General features: G+C 70.2%; 12 protein-coding genes and 1 pseudogene. 7 read left to right on the forward strand and 6 right to left on the reverse strand.

Annotated elements, in window-relative coordinates:
• The first annotated feature begins 188 nt into the window (after positions 1–188).
• The 6 genes from AB0K10_RS08335 (at position 189) to AB0K10_RS08360 (ending at position 12243) form a co-directional block, all read left to right on the forward strand.
• A complete protein-coding gene (locus AB0K10_RS08335) occupies positions 189–1568 on the forward strand; it encodes an extracellular solute-binding protein (protein ID WP_363681179.1) in 1380 nt (459 codons plus the stop codon).
• Positions 1569–1649: 81 nt separating this feature from the next.
• Positions 1650–2606 carry a sugar ABC transporter permease gene (locus AB0K10_RS08340; RefSeq protein ID WP_358097000.1) on the forward strand — a complete coding sequence of 319 codons (957 nt, stop codon included), beginning with the start codon at positions 1650–1652 and terminating at the stop codon, positions 2604–2606.
• A gap of 11 nt (positions 2607–2617) precedes the next feature.
• Positions 2618–3505, forward strand: a complete 888-nt coding sequence (locus tag AB0K10_RS08345) for a carbohydrate ABC transporter permease (protein WP_007454379.1) — start codon at positions 2618–2620, stop codon at positions 3503–3505.
• Between the two features lie 142 nt (positions 3506–3647).
• Positions 3648–5273 (forward strand): glycoside hydrolase family 13 protein, encoded by a 1626-nt coding sequence (locus AB0K10_RS08350; RefSeq protein WP_363681181.1) that lies wholly within the window; start codon positions 3648–3650, stop codon positions 5271–5273.
• Between the two features lie 160 nt (positions 5274–5433).
• The gene (locus AB0K10_RS08355) at positions 5434–8340 is read left to right on the forward strand and encodes a discoidin domain-containing protein (RefSeq protein ID WP_363681183.1); all 2907 of its coding nucleotides are present in this window, start codon (positions 5434–5436) and stop codon (positions 8338–8340) included.
• A 186-nt stretch (positions 8341–8526) separates the two neighbouring features.
• A complete protein-coding gene (locus AB0K10_RS08360) occupies positions 8527–12243 on the forward strand; it encodes a discoidin domain-containing protein (RefSeq protein WP_363681185.1) in 3717 nt (1238 codons plus the stop codon).
• Between the two features lie 30 nt (positions 12244–12273).
• Here the strand turns inward: AB0K10_RS08360 and AB0K10_RS08365 are convergent, their stop codons facing one another.
• The gene (locus AB0K10_RS08365; RefSeq protein ID WP_363681187.1) at positions 12274–13044 is read right to left on the reverse strand and encodes a crotonase/enoyl-CoA hydratase family protein; all 771 of its coding nucleotides are present in this window, start codon (positions 13042–13044) and stop codon (positions 12274–12276) included.
• A 185-nt stretch (positions 13045–13229) separates the two neighbouring features.
• Here AB0K10_RS08365 and AB0K10_RS08370 point away from each other — a divergent pair, with 185 nt between their 5' ends.
• Positions 13230–14084 carry a DUF2231 domain-containing protein gene (locus tag AB0K10_RS08370; RefSeq protein WP_363681189.1) on the forward strand — a complete coding sequence of 285 codons (855 nt, stop codon included), beginning with the start codon at positions 13230–13232 and terminating at the stop codon, positions 14082–14084.
• A gap of 593 nt (positions 14085–14677) precedes the next feature.
• Here the strand turns inward: AB0K10_RS08370 and AB0K10_RS08375 are convergent.
• From AB0K10_RS08375 to AB0K10_RS08395, 5 genes and pseudogenes are all read right to left on the reverse strand, one after another.
• Positions 14678–15700, reverse strand: a pseudogene (locus AB0K10_RS08375) (LysM domain-containing protein); the annotation flags it as partial.
• 14 nt (positions 15701–15714) lie between these two features.
• Positions 15715–16149, reverse strand: a complete 435-nt coding sequence (locus tag AB0K10_RS08380; RefSeq protein WP_363681191.1) for a pilus assembly protein TadG-related protein — start codon at positions 16147–16149, stop codon at positions 15715–15717.
• A complete protein-coding gene (locus AB0K10_RS08385) occupies positions 16146–16613 on the reverse strand; it encodes a TadE/TadG family type IV pilus assembly protein (protein ID WP_363681192.1) in 468 nt (155 codons plus the stop codon). Before AB0K10_RS08385 ends, AB0K10_RS08380 begins: the two co-directional genes overlap by 4 nt.
• A complete protein-coding gene (locus AB0K10_RS08390; protein ID WP_363681194.1) occupies positions 16610–17062 on the reverse strand; it encodes a TadE/TadG family type IV pilus assembly protein in 453 nt (150 codons plus the stop codon). The genes AB0K10_RS08385 and AB0K10_RS08390 overlap by 4 nt, the downstream gene beginning before the upstream one ends.
• 5 nt (positions 17063–17067) lie before the next feature.
• Positions 17068–17274 (reverse strand): hypothetical protein, encoded by a 207-nt coding sequence (locus AB0K10_RS08395; RefSeq protein ID WP_363681196.1) that lies wholly within the window; start codon positions 17272–17274, stop codon positions 17068–17070.
• Positions 17275–17288 lie beyond the last annotated feature (14 nt).

The following is a 17288-nucleotide window of genomic DNA, read 5'->3' on the forward strand; positions in this document are numbered from 1 at the left end:
TTCCTGTCGGTGTCTGTCGTAAGGATGTCGAGTCTTTTCAGAACACAGTCGACACCTTGCTGAAATGAGTCGTCCTCGTTACAGTGACTCCACTCACACCTGGCTCCGGCGCAGCTACTGGGCGTCAGGTCGCATCACCGCAGATCAGCGCATCTCATGGAGACACCCGTTCCCGAAGGGATGGACAGATGTCCGTACCGCAATACCGAAGGGCTGCGGCGCTGGCGCTCGTGGCCGGCCTGGGGTTCAGCCTCACGGCATGCTCCACGAAGAGCGACGACAAGGGCGCGACCGCCGGCGGCAAGGTCACCATCACGGTCGACTGCCAGCCGGTCGGCGCCCAGAAAGAGCTGTTGAAGAACTGGAACGACGACGTCGTCGAGTTCCAGAAGCAGAACCCCGACATCGTCGTCAAGAGCGTGAGCGTCGGCGAGCAGTGCAACAACCCGCCGGACTTCACCGCCCGCCTCGCCGGCGGCACCGTGACCGACGTGTTCTACGGGTACATGACCGATCTCCAGCAGGTGCTCGACTCCGGTCAGGCGATGGACATCACCGGGGTCGTCAACAAGGACACCATCCCCACCTGGGACAGCGTCGACCCGGCGCTCAAGGAGGCATTCACCGACGGTGGCAAGCTCTACGCCGTCCCGGTGAAGAACTACTCGATGGGCCTGGTCTACAACAAGGTCCTGTTCCAGAAGGCCGGGCTCGACGTCAACAACCCGCCCAAGACCTGGGCCGAAGTCCGGGCCGCCGCCAAGAAGATCTCCGCCCTCGGCAACGGCATCGCCGGCTACTCCGAGTACAGCGCCGGCAACACCGGCGGCTGGCACTTCACCTCGCTGCTCTACTCGCAGGGTGGCCAGGTGCTGACCCCGGACGGCAAGAAGGCCGACTTCAACAACGCGACCGGCAAGCAGGTCCTGCAGAACATCAAGGACATGCGGTACGGCGACAACAGCATGGGCTCCCGCCAGCTGCTGCAGTGGGGTGACCTGCTGACCAACGCCGGCGCGGGCAAGGTCGGCATGTTCATCGGCGCGCCGGACGCCACCCAGGCGATCGTCAGCCAGTTCCAGGGCAAGTTCCAGGACTGGGCGATGGCCCCGCTGCCCGGCCAGGACGGTCCGGCGAAGGGCACGCTCGGCGGCGGCGAGGGCTACTTCTTCAAGAAGGACCTCTCTCCGGAGCAGGTCAAGGCCGGCCTGAAGTGGATCGCGTACCAGAAGCTCACGCCGGGCAAGGGCCAGTTCGACTACGTCCGGGCCAAGCCGCAGAACTACCCGGTGGGTCTGCCCCAGCCGCTGCTGTTCGCCAACGGCAGCGAGGCGCAGAAGCAGGAACTCGAGCTGCGCAAGGCGAACGCGAACGTCGACACCGCCAACTTCGCGATCTTCGAGGCGACCCCGGTGCCGATCAAGGGTGAGCCGCGCAACGCGCAGGCGATCTACGCGGTCCTCGACGCCGCGATGTCCGGGGTACTGACGAACCCGAACGCCAACATCGACGCGCTGCTCAAGACGGCCGAAGAGAAGGTCAACCAGCTCCTGGCCGCCGAGAAATGACCGGCAGGTGTGGGGGCCGACCCGACGGCCCCCACACCCCGCGCCGCACCGTCCGCGTCACTGACTTCCGCAGGAGTTGCCTTGGCGATCACCGCCGTCCCGCAGGCCCCCAGGAAACCGGGTCGCCCGATGTCGCCGTACGCGACAGGGCCGCAGCGCACGAGCCTCGGCCGCAAGGTACGGGACAACCTCACCGGGCACGCGTTCCTGATCGGCGCCGTGCTCTGCTTCGTGGTCTTCTCCTGGTACCCGATGATCCGCGGCATCGTCATGAGCTTCCAGCGGACCAGGCGCGGCGAGACGACCTGGGTCGGCTGGGACAACTACTCCCGTCTCATCGCCGACCCCAGCTTCTGGCCCGCCTGGAAGAACACGCTCTACTTCACGGTGCTCGCGCTCGTGCTCGGGTACGCGGTGCCGTTCTTCGTGGCGATCCTGCTCAACGAGTTCCGCCACGCCAAGGGCTACCTGCGCGTCCTGGTCTACCTGCCGGTCATGCTGCCGCCGGCCTCGGCGCTGTTCCTCTTCAAGTTCTACGCGTACGACCCCAGCGAGGCCGGGCTGTTCAACGCCGTCCTCAAGGCGCTGCACCTGCCCACGTCGCAGTGGATGCAGTCGCCGGACATGACGATGCCGGCCATGGTGATCGCGTCCACCTGGATGAACATGGGTGGCGCCGTGCTGATCTACCTGGCGTCGTTGCAGAACATTCCCGGCGAGCTGTACGAGGCTGCTGAGCTCGACGGCGCGGGGATCTGGCGGCGGATCCGCCACGTGACGATCCCGCAGACCCGGCTGATCCTCGCGCTTTTGGCGATGCTGCAGATCGTCGCCACGATGCAGCTCTTCATCGAGCCGCTGATCCTCGCCAACGGCGCGGGCGCGGAGGATTCCGCGACCTCGGTGGCGTACCTCATCTACCAGCACGGGTTCTTCCAGAACGACCTCAACGGCGCCGCCGCGCTCGGCGTGATCATGCTCGTCGTGCTGGCCGGCTTCTCCGCCGTGTACGTGCGGCTGACTGCGAAACAGGACTAGGACGGCGAGGAATGGCACAGGATTCCGGAACCCGGACCCTCATCTCCCACTCCCAGCTCAGCAGGGGGCGCGGCAAGGTCATCTACTGGACGCTGCTGATCGTCGTCGTCACCGGCTTCACGCTCGTCTTCCTCGGGCCGCTCTACTGGATGGTCACCGGCGCGCTCAAGTCCGGTCAGGAGATCGCGCAGACCCCGCCTTCGCTGTTCCCGAAGGACCCGCAGCCGCAGAACTACATCGACGCGTGGAACAACCTGGCCCTCGCCAAGCTGCTGTTCAACACGTTCTACTACGCCATCGGGGCCGTGCTGTTCCAACTCGTCCTCGACAGCGCGGCCGCGTACTCGCTGTCCAAGCTGCGACCGATCTTCGGCAACGTGATCCTCGGCCTGATGCTGGGCACCCTGATGATCCCGGCGATGGTCCTCATCGTTCCGCAGTACGTGACGGTGCTCGACCTGCCGATCCTGCACATCAACCTGCTCGACTCGCCGTTCGCCATCTGGCTGCCGATGGTCGCGAACGCGTTCAACATCTTCCTGTTGAAGCGGTTCTTCGACTCGATCCCGGAGGAGCTGATGGCCGCTGCCCTGATGGACGGGGCGTCGTCGCTGCGCACGCTCTGGTCGATCATCCTGCCGCTGTCGCGTCCCATCCTCGGCGTCGTGTCGATCTTCGCGGTGACGGCGGTCTGGAAGGACTTCCTCTGGCCCAAGCTGGTCATGCCGTCGCCGGAGACCCGGACGGTGAGCGTCGGCATCTACACCTTCGCGGGTGGCACCCCGATGAACGTGGTGATCGCCGCGTCGGTCATCGCCGCCATCCCGACTGTCATCATCTTCCTGATCTTCCAGCGGAACATCATGTCCGGTCTGACCACGGGCAGCATCAAGGGATAGCCCACGACCGCAGTCAACCGCGCGGCGAACAACGACCGTTCGCCCCGACACATAACCAGGTCCGGCGAACCCGCCGACGTACTGACGCAGAAAGCAGGTGCTCGTGTCCACAGCTGACAGAAGTCCGTGGTGGCGTGGAGCCGTGATCTACCAGGTGTATCCCCGGAGCTTCGCCGACGGTAACGGCGACGGCATCGGTGACATCGCCGGCATCCGGTCCCGGCTGAACCACCTGTCCGCGCTCGGCGTCGACGCGATCTGGTTCAGTCCCTGGTACCCGTCGCCGATGGCCGACGCCGGCTACGACGTCTCCGACTATCGCGACATCGACCCGGTCTTCGGCACCCTGGCCGAGGTCGAGGCGCTGATCGCGGAGGCGCACGACCTCGGCATCCGGACCATCGTCGACGTGGTACCCAACCACTGCTCCGACGCGCACCCGTGGTTCCAGGCCGCGCTGGCCGGTGGCCCGGGAGCTCCCGAGCGGGACCTGTTCTGGTTCCGTCCCGGCCGGGGCCCGAACGGCGACGAACGACCCACCGACTGGATCGGCGAGTTCGGCGGCGAGACCTGGACCCGCACCACCAACCCGGACGGCACGCCCGGCGACTGGTACCTGCACCTGTTCGCTCCGCAGCAGCCCGACTTCAACTGGGAACACCCCCGGGTACGGGCCGAATTCGAGGACATCCTGCGGTTCTGGTTCGACAGGGGCGTGGACGGCATCCGGATCGACTCCGCCGGTCTGCTGGTGAAGGACGGAGAGCTGCCGGAGGTTCGACCGGACCACCAGCACCCGTTCCACGACCTCGACGGGGTGCACGACATCTACCGGGGCTGGCGGCGGGTTGCCGACTCCTACCCGGGCGAGCGTGCGCTGATCGGTGAGGTGTGGTTGCCGGACCGGCAGCGGTTCGCCAACTACCTGCGCCCGGACGAGCTGCACGCCGCGTTCAACTTCGACTTCCTCGGCTGCGCGTGGGACGCCGCGGCGCTGCGGGAGAGCATCGACGGCACGTTGAGCGCGCACGCGCCGGTCGGCGCGCCGGCCACCTGGGTGCTCTCCAACCACGACGTCACCCGGCACGTCACCCGCTACGGCAGGGCGGACACCACGTTCAGCTTCGCCGCCAAGCGCGAGGGGATCCCCACCGACCTGGAGCTGGGCACCCGCCGGGCGCGGGCCGCCGCGCTGCTGTCGCTGTCGCTGCCCGGCGCCGCCTACGTCTACCAGGGCGAGGAGCTGGGGCTCTGGGAGGTGGAAGACATCCCGTACGCGCTGCGCCAGGACCCGATGTGGGAGCGTTCCGGCCGGGTCGATCCCGGTCGCGACGGCTGCCGCGTGCCGCTGCCGTGGGCCGGTGAGGAGCCGCCGTTCGGGTTCAGCCCCGACGGCGCGGCGGCGCCCTGGCTGCCGCAGCCTGCCGACTGGAAGGACCGGACGGCGCTGGCGCAGACCGGCGACGCGGCCTCGATGCTGGAGCTGTACCGCGCGGCGATCCACCTCCGGCGGGCCGAGTCCGCACTCGGTGACGGCGAGCTGAGCTGGCTGCCCGCCCCGGACGGCGTGCTTGCCTTCAGCCGTGGCGGTGGCTTCCGCTGCCTGGTCAACCTCACCGACGCGGCGGTGCCGCTGCCCGCCGACGGGGAGTTGCTGCTGGCCAGTGGCCCACTCGACGACGGTCTGCTGCCCTCGGACACGGCCGTCTGGCTGCGTACCCCCGAAGCGGTGGACGGACCGCGCGCGGACGCGGCCGCCCTGACCTGATCCGACCGACGTGGGGCCGGCGGCCCCGTCCCGCCGCCGGCACCACCCACCCGCGCACCGCGCACGACGCAGAGGAAGGAGGAACGAGGGGGATACACCGCCACGCCGCAGCACCGCAACGGGGGACCTGGCCTGCCTGACGAAAGGGAGAGCGCAGCTCATGGCCAACCACACCACCGCCACCCCGCACCACCTCCGACACCCGGCACGCGTCGGGCTGGCCGCGATCGCCGCCACCCTGCTCGCCGCCACCACGGTGACCGCCCTCGCGGTCACCGGCACCGCCACCCCGGCCTCGGCGGCCGGGTTGTCCCCCTTCGACATCTCCGGCCGTGGCGCGACAGTCCCGTTCGTCGAACAGGAGGCGGAGAAGGCCGCGCACAACGGCACGAAGATCGGCCCGGACCGTCGCTACGGCACGCTGCCGTCGGAGGCGTCCGGCCGCGAGGCGGTCACCCTCGACTCCGTCGGCGAGTACGTCGAGTTCACGCTCACCGCCCCGGCCAACGCGGTCACCTTCCGGCACAGCCTGCCGGACAGCTCGGCCGGCACCGGGCGGGACGCCGCCCTCGACCTGCGGGCCAACGGCACCCTGCTGAAGTCGGTGCCGGTGACCTCGCGGTACGGCTGGTACTACGGCGGATACCCGTTCAACAACAACCCGGGCGACACGAACCCGCACCACTTCTACGACGAGACCCGGGCGATGTTCGGCACCACCTACCCGGCCGGTACGAAGATCCGGTTGCAGGTCTCCTCGACCGCCCAGTCGCCGACGTTCACCATCGACCTGGCCGACTTCGAGCTGGTGGGCGCACCGATCAGCAAGCCCTCCGGTGTGCTGGACGTGGTCACCGACTTCGGGGCCGACCCGAGCGGCGCGACGGACTCCACAGCGAAGTTCCAGGCCGCTGTCGACGCCGGTAAGGCCCAGGGCCGGGCCGTCTGGATCCCGACCGGCACGTTCACCCTCTGGGACCACGTGGTGGTCGACGGGGTGACCCTGCGCGGCGCCGGTCCCTGGTATTCGGTGCTCGGCGGGCGGCACCCCACCGACCGCAAGCGGGCCGCCGGCATCTACGGCAAGTACGTCTCCGGCGGCGGATACACGGGTGAGATCCGGTCGCACGAGGCCGGCGGGCCGAGCCGCAACGTCACACTGCGGGACTTCGCCATCATCGGTGACATCCGCGAGCGGGTGGACGAGGACCAGGTCAACGCCCTGGGCGGGGCGATGACCAACTCGGTGGTGGACAACCTGTGGTTGGAGAACACCAAGGTCGGGGCGTGGATGGACGGCCCGATGGACAACTTCACCATCCGCAACAGCCGAATCCTGGACCAGACCGCGGACGGGGTGAACTTCCACACCGGCGTCACCAACTCGACTGTGACGAACACGTTCGTGCGCAACACCGGCGACGACGCCCTGGCGATGTGGGCGCAGAGCGTGCCGAACGTCAAGAACTCCTTCACGCACAACACCATCGGCGTGACGCTGCTGGCGAACCACCTGGTCAGCTACGGCGGTCGGGACATCACGATCTCCGACAACGTGACTGCCGACTCGATCACCAACGGCGGTGGCATCCACGTCGCCAACCGCTACCCGGGTGTGCAGGGCGACACAGCGGTCCGGGGCACCTGGACGATCGCCCGGAACACGTTGATCCGCAACGGCAACTCGGACTACAACTGGAACTTCGGCGTCGGGGCGATCTGGTTCTCCGCCCTCAACGAGGCGTTCCAGCAGGCCACCATCAACATCACCGACACCGACATCCTGGACAGCTCGTACGCCGCGCTGCACTGGATCGAGGGCCAGACCAGCGGGATCAACCTCACCAACGTACGGATCGACGGCGCCGGCACGTACGCGCTCCAGGTGCAGGCACCCAGCCAGGTGTCCTTCACCAACGTGCGGGCCACAAACATCGCGCAGAGCAACCCGATGCACAACTGCGTGGGCGGCGGCTTCCAGATCACCCAGGGCAGCGGCAACTCGGGCTGGTACACGTCCACCCCGTACTGCGGGCCGTGGCCGGAGCCGCAGTGGGGTGGCGGTCCCAGCACCCCGCCGACGACCGGCCCCACCACCGCGCCACCGACCACCGCGCCACCCACCACCGCACCCCCGACCACGCCGCCACCCAGCGGCGGAAACCTGGCGCTGAACCGGTCCACGACCGCGACCAGCACCAACCAGAACTACACGGCGGGCAACGCGGTGGACGGCAACGCGGGCACCTACTGGGAGAGCGCCAACAACGCCTTCCCACAGTCGCTGACGGTGGACCTGGGCGCGGCCCGCTCGGTCGACCGGGTGGTGCTCAAGCTGCCCGCCGGCTGGGAACGCCGCACCCAGACCCTGTCCGTCCTGGGCTCCACCGACGGGTCGTCGTACGCCACCCTGGCGTCGTCCGCCGGCCGGGTCTTCGACCCGGGCAGCGGCAACGCCGTCTCGATCGGTCTGCCCTCCGGTGACCGCCGCTACATCCGGGTCACCGTCACCGGCAACACCGGCTGGTCGGCCGCCCAGCTCAGCGAGATCGAGGTGTACGGCGGCAGCGCCACCACGGCACCGCCGACCACCGCACCTCCGACGACGGCGCCGCCTACCACCGCCCCGCCGACCACGCCCCCACCCAGTGGGAACCTCGCGGCCGGACGGTCGGTCACCGAGACCAGCCACTCCGACGTGTACGCCGGGACCAACGCGGTGGACGGCAACGCCAACACCTACTGGGAGAGTGCCAACAACGCCTTCCCGCAGTCGCTGACCGTGGACCTCGGCGCCACCCGTTCGGTGTCCCGGGTCGTGCTGAAGCTGCCGCCGTCGTCGGCCTGGCAGACCCGTACGCAGACGCTGTCGGTGCTCGGCTCCACCACCGGCTCGTCGTTCACCACCCTGAAGGCGTCCGCCGGCTACACCTTCAACCCGGCCAGCGGCAACACGGTCACCGTTACCTTCACGGCGACCAGCCAGCGGTACCTGCGGCTGACCGTCACCGGTAACACCGGCTGGCCCGCCGGTCAGCTCAGCGAGTTCGAGGTCTACTCCAGCTAGGCCGACGGCCCCCGCCCGAGCTGGGCGGGGGCCACCGGTCGGACGCCCGGCGCAGCGCGGCGCCGGGCCCGAGGGCACCCGTCCCACACCGCACCGTCCCCCACCTGTCGCGGCACGACGGGCGTACCCCTGCACCCGTCACCGGGCAACGCACCCACACCACCCCCGAAAGAGGTGTAGCCACCCATGTCGAGAAACGGCCCCACCCGAGGCACCCCGCGTACCGGCTCGCCCGGTCCCGTCCCCCGACCGGACCGAGCCCACCGAGCCGGCCGACTGCCGGTCCGGCTGCTCGCCGGCGCGGTCGCCGGACTGCTCCTCGCCGCCGTCCCCGCCCTCACCCCCGCGACCGCGGCCCCGGCGGCGAAGCCGGCGCCGGCCCCGGCCGGGTCCGCCCGCGCGGCCCTGCTCGCCGGGCTCTCCGCCACCATGAGCGCCAGCAGCTACAACCAGAACTACGTGGCGAGCAACGCCAACGACGGCAACGCCTCGACCTACTGGGAGAGCGCCAACAACGCGTTCCCGCAGTGGATCCAGGCCGACCTCGGCGCCACCGTCAGCGTGGACCGGGTGGTGCTCAAACTGCCGCCGTCGTCGGACTGGCAGACCCGTACGCAGACGCTGTCGATCCTCGGCTCCACAAACGGCTCGTCCTTCACCACCCTGAAGGCGTCCGGCGGCTACACGTTCAACCCGAGCACCGGCAACACCGCGACCGTCAGCTTCACCGCGGCCAGCACCCGCTACGTACGGGTCCAGGTCACCGGCAACACCGGCTGGCCGGCCGCCCAGCTCTCCGAGGTCGAGGTGTACGGCGCCAGCGGCAGCACCGACACCCAGGCCCCCAGCGCCCCCGGCAACCTGGCCTACACCCAGCCGGCCAGCGGTCAGATCCGGCTTACCTGGTCGGCGTCCAGCGACAACGTCGGCGTGACCGGGTACGACATCTACGCCGGTGGCGCGCTGCGCGGGACCGTCAGCGGCTCGACGCTGACGTACACCGACAGCCAGTCGGACAGCGCCACCGTCTCGTACTACGTGCGGGCCAGGGACGCGGCCGGCAACCAGTCGTCGAACAGCAACACCGTGACCCGGACCGGCACCGGCACCCCGCCGACCGGCACCAACCTCGCGGTCGGCAAGCCGATCACCGCCTCCGGGTACGTGCACACGTTCGTGGCCACCAACGCCAACGACAACAACGTGGCCACCTACTGGGAGGGCAACGGCAACCCGAGCACGCTCACCGTGCAGCTCGGCGCGAACGCCAGCCTCAGCCAGGTCGTGCTGAAGCTCAACCCGGACTCCTCCTGGGGTGCGCGTACCCAGAACATCACGGTGCTGGGCCGGGACCAGGGCTCGTCGAGCTTCACCACCCTGGTCGGCGCGGCGAACTACACCTTCAACCCGAGCAGCGGTAACACGGTGACCATCCCGGTCCCCGGCGCCGCGGCCGACGTACGGCTCTCGATCGCCTCGAACAGCGGCGCACCGGCCGGGCAGGTGGCCGAGTTCCAGGTCATCGGCACTCCCGCGCCGAACCCGGATCTCACCGTGACCGGCATGTCGGTCAGCCCGTCCGCACCCGTGGAGACGAGCACCATCACCCTCTCGGCCACCGTGCGCAACGCCGGCTCGGCGGCCTCCGGCGCCACCAATGTCAACTTTTACCTGGGCTCCACCCGGGTCGGCACCGCGTCGGTCGGCGGCCTGGCGGCGGGCGCCTCGACCACTGTCAGCACCAGCATCGGCACCCGCGACGCGGGCAGCTACCCGCTCAGCGCGAAGGTCGACGAGGCCAACGCCGTCGTCGAGCAGGACGACACCAACAACAGCTACTCCAACCCGAGCCCGCTCGTGGTGAGCCCGGTCGCCACCAGTGACCTGGTCGCCTCGGCGGTGGCCTGGTCGCCGGGCAACCCGTCGGCCGGCAACACTGTCACCTTCTCCGTGTCGATCCGCAACGCCGGCAGCGTGGCGTCCGCGTCCGGGTCGCACGGCATCACGCTCACCGTGCTCAACGAGTCGGGCACCGTCGTGCGTACCCTGACCGGCTCGTACTCCGGTGTGATCAACGCCGGGGCCACCGTCGGCCCGGTCAACCTGGGCACCTGGACGGCCGCGAACGGCAAGTACACAGTCCGGGTTGTGCTCGCCGCCGACAGCAACGAACTGCCTGTCAAGCAGGGCAACAACACGAGCGACCGTCCGCTCTTCGTCGGGCGCGGCGCCAACATGCCGTACGACATGTACGAGGCCGAGGACGGCGTGGTCGGCGGCGGCGCGGCTGTCGTGGGCCCGAACCGGACCGTCGGCGACCTGGCCGGCGAGGCGTCCGGCAGGCGTGCGGTGACGCTCAACTCGACCGGCAGCTACGTCGAGTTCACCACCCGGGCCAGCACCAACACGCTCGTCACCCGCTTCTCCATCCCCGACGCGTCGGGCGGCGGCGGGATCAACTCGACGCTGAACATCTACGTCAACGGCACGTTCCACAAGGCCATCGACCTGACGTCCCGCTACGCCTGGCTGTACGGCAACGAGACGAGCCCGGGCAACACGCCGAGCGCTGGCGGGCCGCGGCACATCTACGACGAAGCCAACGTCATGCTCAACTCGACGGTGCCGGCCGGCAGCAAGATCCGCCTCCAGAAGGACGCGGCCAACACCACCAACTACGCGATCGACTTCATCAACACCGAGCAGGTCTCGCCGATCGCGAACCCGGACTCGGCCCGCTACGCGACGCCGGCCGGTTTCACCCACCAGGACGTGCAGAACGCCCTGGACCGGGTGCGGATGGACACCACAGGCAACCTGATCGGGGTGTACCTGCCCGCAGGCACCTACTCCACCTCGTCGAAGTTCCAGGTGTACGGCAAGGCGGTCAAGGTGACCGGCGCCGGGCCCTGGTACACCCGGTTCACCGCCCCCTCCGGCCAGGAGAACACCGACATCGGCTTCCGGGCCGAGAACTCGGCGGCCGGATCGTCGTTCGCGAACTTCGCCTACTTCGGCAACTACACCTCGCGCATCGACGGGCCGGGCAAGGTGTTCGACTTCGCCAACGTGTCGAACATCGTGATCGACAACATCTGGGCCGAGCACCAGGTCTGCCTCTACTGGGGCGCCAACACCGACTACATGACGATCAAGAACTCCCGGATCCGCAACCTGTTCGCCGACGGCGTCAACATGACCAACGGCAGCACCAACAACCTGGTCAGCAACAACGACGCCCGGGCCACCGGCGATGACAGCTTCGCGCTGTTCTCGGCGATCGACGCGGGCGGCGCGGACATGCGGGACAACATCTACGAGAACCTGTCCTCGACCCTGACCTGGCGGGCCGCCGGTGTGGCCGTCTACGGCGGCTACGGCAACACGTTCCGCAACATCTACATCGCGGACACGCTCGTCTACTCCGGCATCACCATCAGCTCGCTCGACTTCGGCTACCCGATGAACGGCTTCGGCGCGAGCCCGCCGACCCGTTTCGAGAACATCTCGATCGTGCGGGCCGGTGGGCACTTCTGGGGTGGGCAGACCTTCCCGGCGATCTGGGTCTTCTCCGCCTCGAAGGTGTTCCAGGGCATCCGGGTCAGCGACGTGGACATCGTCGACCCGACCTACAGCGGCATCATGTTCCAGACCAACTACGTCGGTGGGCAGCCGCAGTTCCCGGTCACCGACACGGTCTTCACCAACATCTCGATCAGCGGCGCCCGCAAGAGCGGTGACGCCTACGACGCCAAGTCCGGCTTCGGCATCTGGGTCAACGAGATGCCCGAGTCCGGGCAGGGGCCGGCCGTCGGGTCGGTGACCTTCAACAACCTCCAGTTGAGCAACAACGCGGTGGACATCAGGAACACCACGTCGACCTTCACCATCAACCGCAACTGACCCAGGCCGTACCGGATGCCGCCGGGAGGTTCACCCTCCCGGCGGCATCGCGCCGTGCCGGCCCTCGCCGGCGGCGAACCGGGCCGCCCCGGCCGCCGCGTCGGTGGTCAGCGAATCCATCCCGTACGCCAACTCGGTCGCCAGTGCCTCCGCCTCGGGTCGTCCGGCGCCGGCCAGCACGGCCGCCCGGTCGTTGCGCAGGCAGGTCTGCGGATGCCGGGCGATCTCCGCCGCCAGTTCCTCGGCCGCCGCCCGCGCCTGGCCCGGCGGCACCACCCGGTTGACCAACCCCATGGCGTACGCCTCGTCGGCGTGCACCGCCCGCCCGGTGAGGATCAGGTCCAGGGCGCGGCTCTCACCGATCAGCCGGGGCAGCCGGACCGTGCCCCCGTCGATGAGCGGCACTCCCCAGCGTCGGCAGAACACCCCGAGCGTGGCGTCGGACTCGGCGACCCGCAGGTCGCACCAGAGTGCCAGCTCGAGGCCGCCGGCCACCGCGTACCCGGAGATCGCCGCGATCACCGGCTTGCTCAGCGCCATCCGGGTCGGACCCATCGGGCCGTCGCCCTCCGGCTCGACGCGGTTGCCGCTCGGCGTGCCGATCGCCTTGAGGTCGGCACCTGCGCAGAACGTGCCACCGGCCCCCCAGAGCACGGCCACCGCCGCCTCCGGATCGGCGTCGAACGAGCGGAAGGCGTCCGCCAGCGCGCGCGCGGTCGGCCCATCCACGGCGTTACGTGCGGCCACCCGGTCGAGCACCACTGTGGTGACCGCACCGACCCGCTCCACCCGCACACCCATCGAACCAGCATGCCCGCCCGGCCCCACCCCCACAATCCCCACCGATCTTGCACTTCCGGTTGCCGGTTCGCGGCTTGTGTCCCGGATTCTCGGAGCAGAACGGGCGCGATCGACGGCGTGGGCGGCGCGGCGGATTTGTCGCCGCCGACCGGTTTGCGACGGCGATCGCCGGGAAGTCGGTACTCGTGCGAGCACTTTTGACGAAAGTCGAGCAGGACTCCCGGCTGGACCGCGCGGGTGACCGGTTGCAGAAGGTGGTCCTCGGCACGCTGCGACCGCGGCGGCTGCGGGACCTGCTGCACGGCGTGACGCTGGGGCATCCGCTGCATCCGGCGATGGTGCAGGTGCCGGTCGGCGCCTGGATCAGCGCCGCCGTGCTGGACCTGATGCCTGGTCAGCGCCGGCCGGCCACCGTGCTTGTCGGCCTGGGCACCGTCAGCGCGCTGCCGGCGGCGGTCGCCGGTCTGAACGACTGGGCGGCGCTCTCTCGGGACCAGCGCCGGGTCGGCCTGGTGCACGCCGCCGCGAACACCGTCGGCGTCGGCCTCTACGCCGGCTCGCTGGCGGCGCGGCTCTCTGGGCGGCAGGGCGTCGGGCGGACGCTCGGCTTCCTCGGCCTCTCCGCAGTCAGCCTCGGCGCGTACATCGGTGGACACCTGGCGTACAAGCAGGGTGCCCAGGTCAACCAGAGCGTGTCCGAGCTGCACCGAATGTCCGACGGCTGGCACTCGCTGGCCGACATGGCCACCCTGCCGCAGCGCACACTGATCACCCGGGAGGTCGACGACGACATCTCGGTGATCCTCTACCGCCACGGTGACGAGGTCACCGTGATGCTGGAGCGCTGCCCGCACCAGAGCGGGCCGCTCGGCGAGGGCGAGGTCCAGGAGATCGACGGCCACGCCTGTGTGGTCTGCCCGTGGCACGGCAGCGCGTTCCGACTCAACGGCGGCGAGGTCATGCAGGGGCCCTCCGGCAACGACCAGCAGATCCTGCCCACCCGCATCCAGGACGGCGTCCTGCAGACCCGCCTGCCCTGACACGCTCTGCCGAGCACGACCGGGCGGCGCCAGTGTTCGCGGGCCGTCGGGTTGGCGTCGTTCACCGGACGCCGCCGGTGTTTCCACTCTGTCGGGCCGGTGTTGCTCTCAGGCGATATGACTCACAGTCATAGATATACCTCTCAGGTATATCGCTCTCCGGACCATCCGCCGCCGCGTGCCCGCCGCGCGACCGGTCAGCCGCGTCGGTGCCGACCGGTCGACGGCTCGTCCGGCACGTGCCGTCGCCCGACGGGTCAGCCGCGTCGGTGCCGACCGGTCGACGGCTCGTCCGGCACGGCATCCCAGCCGGGCCCGCCGGCGGCCAGTCCGCGCTGGTCACCGCCGGTCCAGCCATCCTCGCCTGTCCAGCCCTGGTCGCGGACCCAGCCTTCGTCGCCGGTCGAGGCTGGCGCGCCGCTGAGGGTTGGGCCTCCGGTCGGCGGCGCCGTGCTCGCGGTGGCGGCTGCCGCACGGCTGGCGGCCCACGCGGCGCCGCTGCTCCGACGACCGGTGCGGGAGCTGCCGCTGCTTCGACCCGCGCCGCCTCGGGGCGCGCGGGTGGTCGTCGTCAACCGAGGGGCGGCACCGGCGGTGGCCGGTCGGCGGCGCAGCCCGAGAACCGCGCCGATCTGCGCACCGACGATGCTGGCCACGGCCAGCACTGCGGAGACCGCCAGTGGCCGGTTCACCCGGTCGGTGGTTCCGGCACGTGCCGCGCCGACGGTCATCGTGGGTGCCTGACCCGTCGACTCCGTACCGCCGGGGGGTGCCTGTTCCGCCCGTTCCGGGGCGGCCGGCTGCGGTGACGGTCGTGGGGCCGGCGGCTTGGGCGCGGCGGGCCGGCCGACGAGCTTGCCTGTGGCGTGCGTGCGGGCGCCCTGGTCGGTGGCCTCCGCCGGCAGCCGGAGCAGTTGGCCGGGGAGAATCCGGTCCGGGTCGTCCAGCCGGTTCAGCTTGGCGAGCTGTCGATAGTCGCCGAACTCGTCGAGGTACCGCTCGGCCACCTCGCCGAGATAGTCGCCCCGCGCCACGCGATACACCGGAGCGGCCTGGTCGCCGGCGCCCGGCCCAGGTGGCGCGACCAGCCCGAGCGGTCCGCTGCCGGCCGTTCTGATCGGCCCGCTCCCGGTCGTCGCGAGCGGCCCACTTCCGGGCAGTCGGGCGGCGCTGGTCGACGTGCTCGGCTGGGCGTACGCCGGACCGGTGTAGATCGCGGCGGCGCTGGCGGCGGCCGGACTGGCCGCGAGGATCAGCGCGACCGAACCGACAAGCGCGGCGGCGGCCTTCTGCTGGCGGCTCATCCCCGGCAGCCTCGGCGCTGGTCGGCGCAGGGTCTGCGCACCCAACTCGACCACGACGGAGAAGGCGAACGTGGCCCAGCCGAACCAGCCGGCCAGCGCCAGGGCCCGCAGAAAGAGCTGCCCATCGTCGCGGCTGGTCAGAGCGGTGCCCACCTCGGCGAGGGTGGGCAGATGGTCGGGCAGGGGATTGCCCGCGAAGGCGAGCAGCGCGACCGGCGCGCCAAGCACCAGAGCGCAGAGCACGACGAGCGCGCCGACGCCGGTGAGGACACGTCCGGTCCGCCGTACGACGGACCGACCCGATGCGGACATGGCGGCCTTCCTTCCTACGGTCCTGCGGTGATGGCCCGCGCGGTCGCCTCGCCGGTGACGGTGACCTGGTCGGCCAAGCCGAACAGCCCGAGCATCGAGCGGCGGTAGGTGATCGTGACGCGTACCTGGACGACGGTCTCCCCGGCGATCTGCGGGAAGGTGACGGTGTGGCCTGTGGTGGCGCCGGCGGCGGTGAGGTAGTCGGCGACGGCGACGCGGGCCTGCGGCTGGTTGATCCGCGTCGGCCCACCCTCGATCGCGGTGGCCCGGTCGATTGCCTGCCCGCCCGCGCGGGCGGCCTCGGCGGCCAGGTTGTCGGCGCGTTGCAGCGTGCGCAGCTGCCCGGCCCCGTCGAAGGAGAGCCCGACGATGGCCAGTACGCCTACCATCGCCACCGCCAGGAAGATGCTGATCCGCCCGTGGTCGCCGGACAGCGGACGGGCGTTCATCCCCGGCTCCGGTAGCGGTCCAGTGGCGAGGTGAACCGCGCCACGATCCGGTTCTCGCTGGGCATTCCGGGCACGGCGGCGAGCCGCAGGTCGCGGAGGGACACTCGACAGGCGATCTCGACGGTGACCGTCGCGTTCTGCCCGAGCGCGCTGCGGTAGGCGTTGTCGAAGCTGGTTTTCCTGCCGCCAACCGAGCCGGTGAACCGCAGCGTCGGAGCGTCGGTGCAGGCCAGACCCCGCCAGTCCAACTGTTGGCGTGCCGCGTCCCGGGCCGCCTTCCGGGCATCGCCCGCCGTCCGGGAGATCGAGGCGGCGCGGGCCGCGTCGTGCGCGGCGGTGTCGAGCGCCTCGGCCGCCACCGCGCTGCGTCCGGCCACGCCGGCCAGCACCATCAGCGCGATGAACGCGGGTGCGAGCACCGCCACCTCGATGGAGACCGAGCCCCGCTCGGCGGCCCGGGTCACGGGGGCGTCACCGGGGTCACCCGCTCCACCGGCCCGTGCGCGGTCTGCCGGATCGCGAAGTCCACACCGGGCACCACCGACAGGGACCGGCCGGTCACCGTGCAGGTCACGTCGACGTCGGTGGTCACGCAGGTCGGGCCCGTCGTCTCCCAGCCCACCAGCCAGCCGCCGGTGGCCTTCAGGAACCGGGTGGCGCTGGCCTTCCCGGAACCGTCGGACGCGTCGTACAGCCGCTGGGCGTTGACCCCGTTCTGCGCGGCGTGCAACGCGGTGGAACGGGCGAGGAAGACGGCCGCAATCTGGATCGAGGCGAAGAGCAGCACCAGGATCAGCGGCATCACCACGGCCAACTCCACCGGGTTGGCGCCCCGCTGCGGGTCGACGGCCGCGAGGCGGCGCCGGGCGGCGTTGACCGCTCGGCGCAACCTCGACAGCACGACTCGACGCATCCCGGCTACGGGCCGGGCTTCGTGTAGTTCGGGATGCCGTCCATCCAGTTGTTGGCCTTGGTCAGGGCCAGAGCGGTGACGGCCATGGCGACGACGACCAGGCCGGCGATGATCACCGCGGTGGGCACCGGGCTGTCGCCGCGCTCACCGTCCCGGCGCAGGTCGGCCAGGCGCGTCGTCAGCACGACGTGCAGGTAGCTGAGTATGGACATGAGGTACTCCTTCG

The organism is Micromonospora sp. NPDC049274 (assembly GCF_040678875.1).
GTDB lineage: Bacteria > Actinomycetota > Actinomycetes > Mycobacteriales > Micromonosporaceae > Micromonospora.